We start from the raw sequence: 13121 nt of genomic DNA on the forward strand, positions 1-13121 counted from the left end.
CCCGGCCTCGTCACCCTCACCACCGCGACTGTCGGCGACGACCTGACGATCAACGCCGGCACCGCGACGCTCGGCAGCCTCAGCGCGACCTACACCGGCGGTGGCGACGTGGGGAACGACGGCGCCAACATCCGCGTCACCACCAGCGGTGCCCTCTCGCTCCAGAGCGCCATCGCCGTCTACGGCATCGCGCTCGCCAACACGCCCGGCGGTGGCGGGACGATCTCCGCGCCCTCGCTGACGAGCGGCAACGGCGCGGGCGTGTCCGTGTCTGGCGGCACCGTCCAGATAGGGTCACCGGGTGACCTCCTCCTCAACAGCCTGTCGGCGAGCGGGGCGGCGGCGGTGATGAGCGGGGGCGTGCTGGAGCTGCGCGGCCGGACGAGCGCCGGCACGCTTTCGCTCACCGCGAACGATCTGACGATCGACCAGGGAGGCAGCGTCGTCGGAGCCGCAGTCGGTATCGTGAGCACGAACAGCGCCGGCGCGACGATCGGTGACAACGCCGGCAGCGCTGGCTTCGCCCTGTCCAACGACGAGTTCGGCCGCATCCACGCCTCCACGTTGACGATCTCGGCCACAGGCAGCGCCACGCCGACGATCCGCGTTGGCGACCTGACGGCGACGGGGTCAGGCGCGGGGCTCGCGAGCGACGGCACGCCGAACGGCACGATCTCGGGCACAGCGGGCGCGCTGAACCTGATCACGCCCGGCGCCCTCACCGTCACGGGCGCGGTGCGGCTGGGCAACGCGCTGGCGTCCGACACCCTGTCGCTGTCGGCGGGAGGGACCCTGACCATCCAGGTCCCGGGATCGCTCGCCATCCTCGACGCGAACGGCGTGCCGATCGGCGTGCTGCGGTTGAGCGGCAACACGATCGTCGACGCCTCCGCTAGCGCGATAAGCGATCTCGCCAACACGACCAGTTTCGCGCAGCGCGACGCGCGGCTCGCGATCAACGACGGCGCCATGGTCCCGGCCGGTTATCTGGAGGGCGGAACGATCGTGTTCGTCGCCGGTCAGGCGGTCTATGTCCAGAACAGCGGCGGGGCGGCAGCGGCGGATCGGGCGGGGCTGACCGCCGGCCTGGGCGGCATCACCGTCACCGCCACGGGAACCCAGTCGCCCGAGGTCATCATCAACGGTCGCGCGCTGCGGCCTGACGCCACGTACGACACGGGGTCCGCCCTCGCGATGCGGGTGACGTATGTCGGGCCGACCGCCTCCCTCAACCCGGCGACGATCAACGCTTGCATCGTCGGCACCAACTGCACGGTGACGCTTGGCACGCCGACGCCCACGCCAACTCCGACGCCAACTCCGACGCCGACCCCGACTCCGACGCCCACGCCTACGCCTACGCCTACGCCCACACCAACTCCAACGCCGACTCCGCCTCCGACTCCGACTCCGACTCCGACTCCGACTCCGACTCCGACGCCAACACCGACACCGACACCAACCCCAACCCCAACCCCGACACCAACGCCCACACCGACGCCCACTCCAACCCCGACGCCGACACCGACGCCCACGCCGACGCCGACGCCGACGCCGACGCCGACACCGACACCGACACCGACACCGACACCGACTCCAACCCCAACGCCAACGCCAACGCCAACGCCAACACCCACCCCAACTCCGACACCAACACCAACACCAACACCAACACCGACACCGACACCGACACCGACACCGACTCCAACGCCCACCCCAACACCGACGCCCACGCCGACACCCACGCCAACCCCGACGCCCACACCAACTCCGACCCCAACGCCATCGTCGACGGTCCCGCCGAACACGATCGACGCGCCGGTGCTGACGACCACGCTGGGGGTCATCCAGCAGGGCGTGCGCGATCATGTCGAGCAGCCCGCCGATGTCGCAAGTGCGCTGCAGGGACGCACGATCGTGGCACCCGTGCATTTCGACGTGGGGCTGAGCACGTCGGACGTCATCGACGAGCCGGTAATCGGCTTCGGCAACGATCTTTCGGGGGGTCAGGGCGGCGACGACCGGGTCACGGTCCCGCCGTTACCGCCCCCCGCTTCGGCGCCCGGTCAGACGAAGGGCACCGGCAAGGCCTCCAGCGCGGCGAGCGTGCCATGATAGCCGGCGGCGATCGCCTCCTCGTACCGGTTGAACGACAGCAGGTCGATCGTGCCGAGGTCCGGCCTGACAAGCAGATCGGCGAGGCGCCGGTTCGATTCGCACCGGGGCTCGCTCGCGACCAGGCCGGACCGCATCAGCAGTTTGAGGATGTTGGGTACCTTGTGCCGGCCGGGACCGAGCATCCAGGCGAGCGAGCGCGCTTCGATCTCGGGTTCGTCGGCGCGGAACACCGTCCCCGCCGCGATGTCGATGCCGATCACCCGTCCCCGCGAGAGGGCCGCCATCAGATCGACGGGGAAGTTGTTCATCAGTCCGCCGTCCACCAGGACGTCGTTGCCCTCCACCAGCGGCGGCACGATCCCCGGCAGCGACGACGAGGCCCGGAGCGCGCGGCGCAAGGGTCCTTCGCGGTGGATCTGCGCCTTGGCCGTCGAGAGGTTGGTCGAGACGCAGAAGAACGTACGCCAGCAATCGACGATATCGGCATCGCCGAAATGCTTGGCGAACAGCGCCGACATCCGCCGGCCCCGCGCGAGGGAGACCAGGGGGAGCGTATAGTCGCCGATCGGGCGGTTGAGCACGAAGCTGTCGTGGACCTTGCGCTTCACCTCGTCGAGATCGACGTCATAGGCCGCCGTGCCGCCGACGAGCGCGCCCATGCTGGTGCCGCAGATCAGGTCGGCGGAGATGCCCGCCTCCGCGAGCGCCCGCATCGCCCCGATGTGGGCGAACCCGCGCGCGCCGCCGCCGGCCAGCACCAGGCCGACCGCCCGTCCCGTGACGAGGCGCGCGACGCGGCGGTGGTCGGCGGCATCGCCGCGCGCGACGTGGAAGATCTGGTCGGGCGCGAAATGGCCGAGCCACAGCCGGCCGCCCGCCGCGTGCGCGTTGCCGGCGGGGTTCACCAGCATGATGTCCGTGGGCTTGGTCCGACGGGCCAGCGCGGCGAGCTCCGCGACCGCCGGCGAGTCGGGTCGCGAGCCCGCGGTCGCGACGAACAGCACCCGGTCCGCCTGCCGGATCGCGCGGGTGGCCCAGACCACGCGCCGATCGCGGGCGATGTCGACGCGCAACGCGCCGGCGGCGGCGAGCGTCCCCGTTTCCGCGTCGCGCTGATCGACGACGATGACGTCGCCGCCGAGCGCCCGGAACGCGCGCGCGATCTCGTCGGCGGCGGCATCGTCGATCGGATCGTCACCGATCGGGACGACGGCCACCGACTCGACGCCCATCGGACGGGTCTCGCCGATCGTCATCGTCTTCAGCCGGGCGGAGAACTGCCCGAGCAGGAACGCCATGAACGGCGGGCTTGGCGCCAGCAGCCTGTCCGCCAGCGCGGCGGGGATGCGCAGCACCTCGCTGTCGCGCAGCGCCACGACCGTGGCGGTGCGGGGCTCGTTCGAGATCAGCGCCATCTCGCCGATGAACTCGCCGGGCACGCTGTGATGCACGAGGCGGCGCCCGAGGCCCTTGTCGACGAACACGCCGAGCCGTCCGTCGAGAAGCACGAACACGTCGCGCTCGTGCTCGCCCTGTTCGAACAGCGTCGTTCCGCCCGGAACGCCATACCAGAGGACGCCGTCCTCCAGCGCCGCGACCTCGAACGCGTCGAGGCCCGTCAGCACCTGACGCAGCACAGGCACCTGCGCAAGTCGCCGGGTCTTCTCGTCCGTCGTCGCGACCGCGTCGGTGTCGACCTCCATCCCCGTCTCCTCACCGTCCATCGGAACTGACTTGCCCGATCGCTCGCCCGTGCTGCTGGTCTGCCAGATCAGCGACCTGCACATCGGCCTCGACGGCGACGCCCCGGACGAGAGCGCCACCGTCCGCGCGCGCGCGGTGATCGACCGCATCGCCGCACTCGACCCGGCACCGGACGTCGTGGTCCTGAGCGGCGACCTCACCGATCGTGGCGACGCGCTGTCGTATCGCCGACTGCGCGACCTGCTCGCGCCGCTGGCGATGCCCGTGCTGCCGATGACGGGGAACCACGACCGGCGGGCGGCCATGCTCGACGTGTTCCATGGGACACCGACCGCGGGCGGCTTCGTCCAGTACGACTGGCGGCTGGGCGGTCGCCGGATCATCCTCCTCGACACATTGGACGAGGGACGCGGCGGGGGCGGCTTCTGCGCCGAGCGCGCGGCCTGGTTCGACGCCGCACTGGGAGCGGAACCGGACCTGCCGACGCTCGTGGCGCTGCATCACCCACCGTTCGGCGTCGGGATCGACTGGATGGACCCGCGCGACGACGCCCCATGGATCGAGCGCCTGCGCCGCGTCGTCTCGCGTCACCCGCAGATCGTCGCGCTGATCGCGGGCCATCTCCACCGGCCGATCGCGGCGAGCTGGATGGGCCGCCCCTGCATGGTCGCATCGTCCGTCGCGCCGCAACTGGCGCCGGACCTGCGCGCGACGCCGCTGGCCGCGCCGGACGGACGCGCGCTCGTGGTACTGGAGCCGCCTGCGTTCGTCCTGCACCGCTGGTCGGCCGACGCGCTCGCCAGCCATTTCATGCAGGCCGCGACCGCGCCCGCGCTCGTCCGACTGGACGCGTCGATGGCGGCCGTCCTCGCCGAATGTATCGCCGAGAACCACAGCGACTGACCGGCATGCCGCGTCCGGCGGGTGCCGAGCGGGCGGATTTGCGGCTTGCGACAACGGCTCATCCCTCCCGTCCACGATCGGGACCGTGGAACCAGAAGCGAAATGCGGCCGCATCATGCAAACGCATGATGCGGAGCAAAAACTTCGCCGTCATGGAGGGAGCGGGCGCGCAGGGGATCGTCGATGGCGACAGCAACGCAGAAGACGCTGGTGGGGTGGAAGGCGATCGCCGGCTATTTCAGCCGTGACGAGCGCACGGTGATGCGCTGGGCGGCGAGCCGCGGGATGCCGGTGCAGCGGGTCGCCGGCCAGGCGCGGTCGTCCGTCTATGCCTGGCCGGAGGATCTCGACGCATGGCTGGGCCGCCCTCGTGCGGCTTCCGTGCCCGAGTCCCAGCCGGTCACGCTCCCCGTGGCGGACAGTCCGGTCGCCCCCGCGCCGGCAGAGCCGGCTCCGCCATTCGTTCGGCCGGACCGGACCCGCTGGCGCGGGTCACGGGAGATAAGGTCGGCTCTCGCTCTCGCGGCGGCGGGTCTGCTGCTTGCGATCGCCGCGTTCTGGGGATTGCCGCGGGACCGCGCCGCCCCGCCCCTGACCGCGATCCGAAGCGGCGGCGCGGTGCCTGCATTCCATGACGGCCGGGCGCGGGCGGCGTTCCTGCAGGGGCAGTTCGACTGGAACCTGCGCACGCGCGAAAGCCTGGCCCGCGCGATCGACGAGTTCGGTGAGGCGGTGACCCGCGACCCGGGCATCGCCGCCAGCTATGTCGGGATCGCCAACAGCTATCTGCTGCTGCGCGAATATGGCGCGATGCCGGACGTAGAGGCCTATGCGCGGGCGAGCGCGGCGGCGAAGGTCGCGATCACGCTCGATCCCCGCTCGATGGAGGCGCGCCGCTCACTCGCGTTCGTCGCCTTCTGGGGCCATGGCGACGTCGCCGGAGCCGGCCATCACTATGCCGAGGCGCTCGCGCTCGCGCCGGCCGATCCGCTGACCCATCATTGGCTCGCGACATCGCTCGCCGCCAACGGCGAGGAGGCAGCCGCGCTGCGCGAGATCGCCGGCGCCCGGACACTCGATCCCACGTCGAGCTCGATCCTCGTCGACTATGGCCTGATCGCCTATCTCGCCGGCCGGCGGGCGGAGAGCCGCCGCATCCTGACCGCGCTGCTCGGATCCGATCCGCAGGACGCGTCGCTCCACCACGAGGTCGCCGACATCGCGCTGTTCGAGGGTCGTTACCGCGACTATCTGGTCGAGGCGGCACGCTCGGCCGAGTTGCGCAGCGATGCGGGAGCACAGCGGGCCATCGCGGGCGAAGCCGCCGATTTCGCCAGCGGCGGCGGCCCGCTCATGCTGGAGCATATGGTGGACGCCGCGCGGAACCGCACCCGCCGCAGCAACGACGGCTTCTTCGATCTCGCGCGCGTGGCGGCGGTGTCGGGCCGGACGGTCGCGGCGATCGATGCGCTCGCCCCGGCCTGCAACCGCCATGAGCCCGGCGCGATCGGTGCGCCCGGCGACCTCTGGCTGTCGCACGCGGTCGCGATCGATACCGTTCGCCGGCTGTGCGGCCGCCCGAGCCTGGACGCCGTCATAGCGGCGGCGCGGCGCCCGGCCTGATCGGACCGTTGGACCGATGGCCGCCCCGATCCCGCCGCTGCTAGTCTGGGCCGCGATCATCGTCGGCGTCTGGCGACTCGTCCGCAACCCGGTCCGACTGTGGCGCATCCGTCATCGCGGCGGCCATCTGGTGATCGCGGGCGACGAGAGCCTCGCCGCGATCGTGGCGGGCGAGGGCCGGTCGGGCAATCCGGCGATTGTCGTCACGCAAGGCGGCACCGCCGGCTGGCGTCGGCGCATCCACCGCACCGGATCGCCGCATCTGACGCACGATCGACTGGGCGCGATCGGCGGCTCTGTCCGCAAGGCGCGGGTCGTCCTGATCGCCGGCCCGGACGACGAGCAGAACATCGCCGTCGCGCGGTCGATCGTCGCGATGCACGACCGATTTATCGGGCGTCCCGTCGCGCTGCCCGTGATCGTGCGCATCGACGAGACGCGTCGCCACGACGCAGCCGAACATGCGCTGGTGTCCGACGCGGACGACGGGCTGGTACAGGTTCGACTGATCTCGCTGCCCGCGCTCGTGGCACGAGCACTGCTCCGCGGCGACCTGATCGACCGGGTCGAGCGGATCGGGTCGCCGGAACGATTGCTCGTCATCATCGGCCTCACCCCGATCAGCGAGCATTACCTGGTCGACCTGCTGGTCAGTGCCCACTTCGCCGACGGGCGGCCGGTGCGGGTCGTGGTGGTCGACCACGCCGCCGAGGCACAGCGGGCGGGCATCGTCGCCCGTTGGCCCTATCTCGACCGCATCGGGACACCGACCTTCATCGACAGCGACATCACCGATCCCGCGGCGGTGGCGACGAGCATCGGCCAGATCGTCGCGTCGATCGGCGTCCCCGCGATGGTGCTGATCGATCTCGGTGGAGGCGCCGAGGCGATCGCGACGCTGGCGGCGGTCGACGCTGTGATGAGCGACTTGAACGTGGCATCGCCCGCCTATGCGATCCACGCCGCGCCGGCCGCACTGGCCGGATCGCCGATCGCGGCGCTGGCGTTCGGCGGCGCGGACGTCGCGGCCTATGGCGAGCTGCTGCTGTACGAGCAGCAGGAGGTGATCGCGCGCGCGATCCACGATTTCTACCTCGAGGGGCGTCTGGACGCCGGCGAGGCGTTGGGCTCGCAACCCCGGATCAAGCGATGGGAGGCGCTGACGGAGGGCCGGCGCGACGACACACGGCTGCTCGTCGACGTCTACCTCCTCAAGCTCCGCGACATCGGCGCCCGGATCGTGTCCGGCCGCGGCGCGCCGCTGGCGTTCGCGCCGGACGACCTTAGCGAGATGGTGCGGGCGCAGCACGAGCGCTGGCTGGCGTCGCGGGCGCTGGAGGGCTGGCGCTGGGGCGAGACGCACGACGAGGAGGGCCGCCGCCATCCCGAGATGGTGGCTGCCCAGGACCTTCCCGCCGGCGCCGTCGAGCGCGAGCGGGAGCACATCCGCATCATCACCCGCCTGCTGGCACGATCCGGGCGGCGCGCGGTCCGCGACCTGCGGGTGCTGGTCACCGCGGGTCAAGCGGGCGACGTCGCCGCCGCGGCCGCTGCGCTGGCGCATGACTATCCCGATCGCGCGATCGTCTTCCTCGGCGATCCGGCCGATCCAGCGGTTCGGGCCGCGCTCCACCGGCTCCACACGCTCGGCTATCCCGTGCAGGTCTGCGTGAAGCATCACGCCTCCGACATGGCCGACCACCTTTCCGCGGATGACGCCGCACGCTGCCGCGATCTGCTGGCGCACGCGGACCGCGTCATCGTGTGCGCGCCCGGCGATGTGCCTGGGGCGATTCTGGCAGATCGGGCCGATCATCGGCTCGGGCCCACATCGCACGACCGCGATGGACGTCCGCATCCGGACAGGCTGGCGGCGTGAGCGGCTGGCCTCGACGGTCGGTCGCTGCCGTCGGTCGGGCCGGGTGGCTGCTGGTGCACGGCGCGCACGGCATCGTCTCCGATACCGTCGAGCAGGACCGGCTGGCGGGCGATCGGCTGGCGGGCGCGTTCGAGCGGCTGGGTTGGCGCCCGATCGCGACGCTGGCGCTGCTGGGGCTGATGATTGGCCTCGCGTCGGGCATCGCGGCGGCGCGCACGCTGCACAGCTTCTACGCCGAGCGGCTCGTGGAGCCGCTGGTCAGCCGCGTGCTGGCGCGCGACGTCGTGCCGCTGCTGATCGGCGTGTTCGCCGCCGGCCGCGTGGCGGTCGAGACCGCGGTGCGGTTCGGCGCGATGCGGCTCGGGTCGGAACTCGACGCGCTGCGGATCACCGGCCATGACCCGGTCCGCTACGTTATGGCGCCCGCGCTGGCCGCGGTGGTGATGGCGACGCCGCTCCAGCTCGTCACGGTGTTCGCCTGCGCCTGGCTCGGCTTCGCCGTCGTGCTGGACCTGTCCGTCGTCACATCCATGCCCGTGCTCGTCCACACGGCGCTGACGGTCCAGACGTTCCGCGCGCTGCTGTGGGGACTGGCCAAGACCCTGGTCTACAACGTCGGCGCGCTGGTCGTCGGCGCGCTAGCCGGGCTCGACGAGCATCGTGGCATCGCCGCGCTGGGGCGTGAGGCGACCCACGCGTTCACGGGCGGACTGCTGCTCGTCATCGCAATCGGCGTCTTCTCGGTGCTGATCCAGTGAGCGGGGTACCGGCGCTCGGCTTTCGCGAGGTGGCGCTGGTAATGGGCGACTCGCGCGTCCTCGACGACGTGTCGTTCGAGGTGTGGCCGGGCGAGACGCTGGCGATCGTCGGGGCGAGCGGATCGGGCAAGACGCGGATCGCGCGGCTGGCGGCGGGGCTGGATCCGCCCACGAGCGGTATTGTGTCGCTGTTCGGACAGGATGCGGACAGCCGCACGCCGCCGCGCCACACGCTCGGCGTCACGCTGCAGGGCGGGTCGCTGTTCGACGGGCTGAGCGTCGACGACAATCTGCGGCTCGGCTCGGGCATCACCAGCACGGCAGGCTGGCGGGCGCTGTCGGCCCGCGTCGATCGGCTGTTGTACGAGTTCGGCCTCGACGATCTCGCCGACGTGCGCGCGGGGACATTGCCGATCGGGGCGAAGCGGCAGCTGGAGGTCGTGCGCGCGCTCCTGCGCGATCCGGCGCTGCTGATCCTGGACGAACCGTTCGAGGGCGCCACCGCCGGGCTGGCCGAGCTGGCAGGCACGATCCGCCGGTCGATGCGGCGGCGCGGCGGCGCGATCCTGTTGCTGACCGAGGACGCGGCGCTGGCGACGGCGCTCACCGAACGGCAACTGACGCTGGACCACGGCCGCCTTCAGCAGGATGATGCGGTCAGGCGACCGGCCGCGACGTCGTCGGCGACGGCGAGCGCGAGCGCCGCCACGCCGGCCTGAAACGCGGCCGCCCGTGCGTCGCTGCCGTCCGCCACGATCGGAGTGGCGCGGCAATAGCGCCCAGATACCGGGCCGTCCTGCCCGGCCGCGCCCGCGAAGGTCGCCTCCACCTCGACGACCGCCTGGGCACCACCGCCGCCGGTCACCTCCTCGAACCGGACGAGGCGCATCGCCAGACGCCCCACGACCGGGCCGCCGTCCATCCCTGCGAACCGCGTGCGCAGCGCGTCCGTGATCGCGCGACCGACCGAGGCCGACGGCGGCACATCCCAGAACAGCGTCGCCGCCTGGCGCAGCAGCAGCGGGTCCGCCGCCGTCACATAGACGTAGCGCCGCTCCGCGATCATCCCCGTCGCCACGACCGGCGTGACGATGATCCCGCCCGGCCGCACGGACGCAGCCCCCGCGGCGAACCGCGGCTGCAGGCGCATCGTGTCCAGCCGTTCGGGCGGTTTCAGCGTCGCGCAGCCGCCGAGCAGGGGCAGCAGCCACAAGGCGGAACGCACCCTCAAGGCCGTGCCACCGGCGGCGGATCGGCGAACCGCTGGCCGCGCACGGCGAAGCCCGGATCGCCCGCGATCCGTTCCGTCAGCGAGTCCATGCTGGCCGACACGCGCGCCAGATTGTCGCTCGTCTCCGCCAGCGAGCGCGCGCTCGTCTGCAGCAGATCGCGCGTCTGCGCGGAGATCGCCTGTCCGTTCGCCACCATCTGCGCGACGTTGGTGCGGTTCTCCGCCAGCATCGAACCGACGGACGCCAGCGTGCCGTTGACCGCGCCGACGTCGACCCGCGCGGCCTGCCCGCTCGCTCGTCGCACGTTGGCGAGCGTCAGCGCCAGGTCGCCGCGCCCGGGCGCCATGCTGTGATCGATCCCGCCGAGCACCGCGGACAACGAGCGCGCGGCGCCCTGGAGATCGCCGGCGACGCCGCCCGATCCACCGCCCCCGCCCCCGCCGCCGGCCAGCATCGCCTGCAAGCGCACCGCCATCGCGGTCGCGGCGGTCGCGGCGCCCGACGCCTGGGTGATGACGCCGGTCGCGAGCGCGATGAGGTCGGGCGAGCGCCGGCATCCGATCAGTCGATCGCGCGCCATCGGCACCGGCTGCACCGGCACGCAGGCGGCCGCCGTCCGGGCGGCCGGACATTGCCGCGCCGACGTCTCCAGGGCGACCAGCTCCAGATGCGGCTGGGTCAGCGGGTTGCTGGCGGACACGGTCATGAACGAACAGGCCGACGGCCTGAAATCGCGCCGCACGCCGATCGAGACGTCAAACGTACGGAGCGCAGGGACGAGCGCGACGTGCCGGACCGCGCCGATCTCCGCGCCGCGGAAGTAGATCGGCACGCCGTCGCCGATCCCCTCCACATGATCCAGCCCGACGACCATCACGCGCTGGCGATTCAAGGGGTCGGGGAAGAAGGCGAGGATGACGATGAGCGCCAACGCCACCGCGCCGAATGCCAGGCCCCATCGTATCTGATCGCGGCTGCTCGGCAGCATCTGGTCCTCCGCCAATCAACCCCAGCATGGCGCAGCGGCCGCCTTCGTCAACGTTGCTGTCCCGGCATCAGCCGACATCCGACGGCAAAACGGGACATTGCCGATGTCGGGGCGGGCAGCTGGCAGGCGTCGCCTGTCGATGTCGGTCCTTGTCGGGATTTGTCGCGGCGTCGCGCGGCGGCGACCTGATAGGCTCGGCCATGAGGGGAAACCGATGCTCGTCCCGATCCTGCCCGGCCACCTGCGCTCGGCCCGCTGGCGTTCGGGCGTCCTGCGCCGCGTGGCGGCGATGCTGATGGTGGTGGCCTGCTGCGGTTGCACGCAGCGGACGCCGCCGCCCGCGACCGCCTCCGCGCCGGCGTCTCCGGCCGTCCTCGGCCTCGGCAGCGCGCGGATGACGGCGGTCGCCTGCGCGCGATCCGCCGGCTTCGACGTGATGGCGTTCACCTCGTGCACGCGCGACCGGCTCGTCCTGTCACCGCAGCAACAGGCGATGCTCGACTGCGCGATGTCGTCGCAGGCGAGCGAGCATTTCGCCGAATGCGCCGCGCCTAATTTCGGGATCACGCTGGACAAGCCGCAGATCGTCACCGCCGATTGCGCGATCCGGTCCGGCGGCACTAAATCCACCTTCATCGCCTGCGCGGGCACGGCCGCGGGTGGAAAGCGCATCACGCCGCGCGAGCAACTGGTCCTGAACTGCGCGGCGAAGGCGCAGAACGACGCGACGCGCTTCACCGCCTGTTCGGCGCAGCAGATCCTGGGACCCGGCGTGACGCGTGAGCAACGCATCGCCTTGACGTGCGCGGCGCAGACCGGTGGCAACTATGCCGCGTTCACGACATGCGCGGGCGCGAACTTCTTCAACATCAAACTGAACCCGGATCAGACAATCGCGGTCGAGTGCATCATCCAGGTCGGCGGCCTGCCGACGGCGGCGGTGGGGTGCATGGCGGTGCGGTTCGTCACCCGCGAGCTCCACACCTGCGCCGCCAAGGGGTTCGGCGGTGCGCATGGCTGTTTCGGCGACGACAACGCCCTGATCGGCCGGAACGGCTGGACGATCCGCGAGATCAACCAGCTGGGCGACACGCGCGCCACGATGGCGGCGTCGGTGCGGCGTTGGCAGAGCAGCGCCGCATGGGCGCGCACCCGTTCGCGGTGGGCGGGCACTGGCACCTTCGTGCGCGATCCCGCCGCCTTCTGGCGCGAGCGGCGCGCAGCATCCGTCCCCGCACAATGAGCGGCGGCGGCTCAGATCGGCTGGTCGCGATCCCCGGGCAGCAATCGCTGGGCCCGCTGCGAGAACGTCCACGGCGCTGCCGGTTCGGCCTGGTCGAGGATCCAGACGAGGTCGAACCGGTCGTCCGGCCATGCGGCAGGGCAGCCGATCGCCCTGCCGCCGATCGCATGGACGAGCCGGACGATATGGTTGTGATGCCATGCGATCAGGACCGGCGACGGCGCGGCGATCGCGGCGGCGGCGATCGCCGGCTCCTCGCCATCGGCGTGCGCGACGACCAGCCCGAGGCCGAGCGCCGCCGCCACCGGCCGGACGGTATGCTGCGCCCGCAGGCTGGGGCTCGCGGGCGTCGCCGCGGACGCCATGATCGTGGCCGGCACCGAGATGCCCGGATCGCCCCCGGCTCCGGTCGGCGCGAAGAAGCGGACGAGCGCGCCCGCGCGCTGCCAGCCGCGCACCGTCAGGTCGTGCTTGTCGTGGACGCCGTACAGCGACACGCCGTGATCCGGATCGGCATCCCCCGGCTTTTCGGCGTGGCGGATGATCATGATCCTGCGGCTTTTCGTCTCGCGTCCCGTCTCGCGCATCGTGCGTTCCCCCGCCCCGGTACGCTCGCGGCGCTGCGCCTTGATGCCGAAGTTCGCCTGCGACATCCAGTACCTCCGCCAATCGG

11 protein-coding genes are annotated in these 13121 nt (G+C 71.8%); 7 read left to right on the forward strand and 4 right to left on the reverse strand.

From position 1 onward, the window contains the following. The coding region (locus ACFE65_RS11110; protein WP_375382427.1) for a beta strand repeat-containing protein at nt 1-2115 on the forward strand (2115 nt) is incomplete at its 5' end. Here the strand turns inward: ACFE65_RS11110 and ACFE65_RS11115 are convergent. Further along, on the reverse strand, nt 2067-3821 hold the full coding sequence (locus ACFE65_RS11115; protein ID WP_375382428.1) for a patatin-like phospholipase family protein: 1755 nt from the start codon (nt 3819-3821) through the stop codon (nt 2067-2069). The two genes, ACFE65_RS11110 and ACFE65_RS11115, sit on opposite strands and share 49 nt — an antisense overlap. Before the next feature lie 31 nt (nt 3822-3852). Between ACFE65_RS11115 and ACFE65_RS11120 the strand changes: the two genes are divergently transcribed. The 5 genes from ACFE65_RS11120 (at nt 3853) to ACFE65_RS11140 (ending at nt 9704) form a co-directional block, all read left to right on the forward strand. Next, nucleotides 3853-4725: a phosphodiesterase gene (locus ACFE65_RS11120; protein ID WP_375382429.1), complete on the forward strand. Its 873-nt coding sequence runs from the start codon at nt 3853-3855 to the stop codon at nt 4723-4725. Nucleotides 4726-4908: 183 nt separating this feature from the next. Continuing rightward, nucleotides 4909-6348, forward strand: coding sequence for a tetratricopeptide repeat protein (locus ACFE65_RS11125; RefSeq protein ID WP_375382430.1), 1440 nt, complete (start codon nt 4909-4911; stop codon nt 6346-6348). 16 nt (nt 6349-6364) lie between these two features. Continuing rightward, entirely contained in the window at nt 6365-8227 is a 1863-nt protein-coding gene (locus tag ACFE65_RS11130; protein ID WP_375382431.1) for a hypothetical protein, read from the forward strand. Beyond that, entirely contained in the window at nt 8224-8985 is a 762-nt protein-coding gene (locus ACFE65_RS11135) for an ABC transporter permease (protein ID WP_375382432.1), read from the forward strand. The genes ACFE65_RS11130 and ACFE65_RS11135 overlap by 4 nt, the downstream gene beginning before the upstream one ends. Then, nucleotides 8982-9704, forward strand: a complete 723-nt coding sequence (locus ACFE65_RS11140) for an ATP-binding cassette domain-containing protein (protein WP_375382433.1) — start codon at nt 8982-8984, stop codon at nt 9702-9704. Before ACFE65_RS11135 ends, ACFE65_RS11140 begins: the two co-directional genes overlap by 4 nt. Here ACFE65_RS11140 and ACFE65_RS11145 read toward each other — a convergent pair. Then, complete coding sequence (locus ACFE65_RS11145) at nt 9626-10210, reverse strand: hypothetical protein (RefSeq protein WP_375382434.1); 585 nt, start codon at nt 10208-10210, stop codon at nt 9626-9628. The genes ACFE65_RS11140 and ACFE65_RS11145 overlap by 79 nt on opposite strands. A 2-nt stretch (nt 10211-10212) precedes the next feature. Further along, nucleotides 10213-11220 (reverse strand): hypothetical protein, encoded by a 1008-nt coding sequence (locus ACFE65_RS11150; protein ID WP_375382435.1) that lies wholly within the window; start codon nt 11218-11220, stop codon nt 10213-10215. 199 nt (nt 11221-11419) lie between these two features. On the opposite strand from ACFE65_RS11150, the gene ACFE65_RS11155 reads away from it, so the two are divergent. Then, the gene (locus ACFE65_RS11155) at nt 11420-12448 is read left to right on the forward strand and encodes a hypothetical protein (protein WP_375382436.1); all 1029 of its coding nucleotides are present in this window, start codon (nt 11420-11422) and stop codon (nt 12446-12448) included. An 11-nt stretch (nt 12449-12459) separates the two neighbouring features. Here ACFE65_RS11155 and ACFE65_RS11160 read toward each other — a convergent pair whose 3' ends face one another. Continuing rightward, nucleotides 12460-13101 (reverse strand): hypothetical protein, encoded by a 642-nt coding sequence (locus tag ACFE65_RS11160; protein WP_375382437.1) that lies wholly within the window; start codon nt 13099-13101, stop codon nt 12460-12462. Nucleotides 13102-13121: the final 20 nt, after the last annotated feature.

The organism is uncultured Sphingomonas sp. (assembly GCF_964237335.1).
Lineage (GTDB): Bacteria > Pseudomonadota > Alphaproteobacteria > Sphingomonadales > Sphingomonadaceae > Sphingomonas.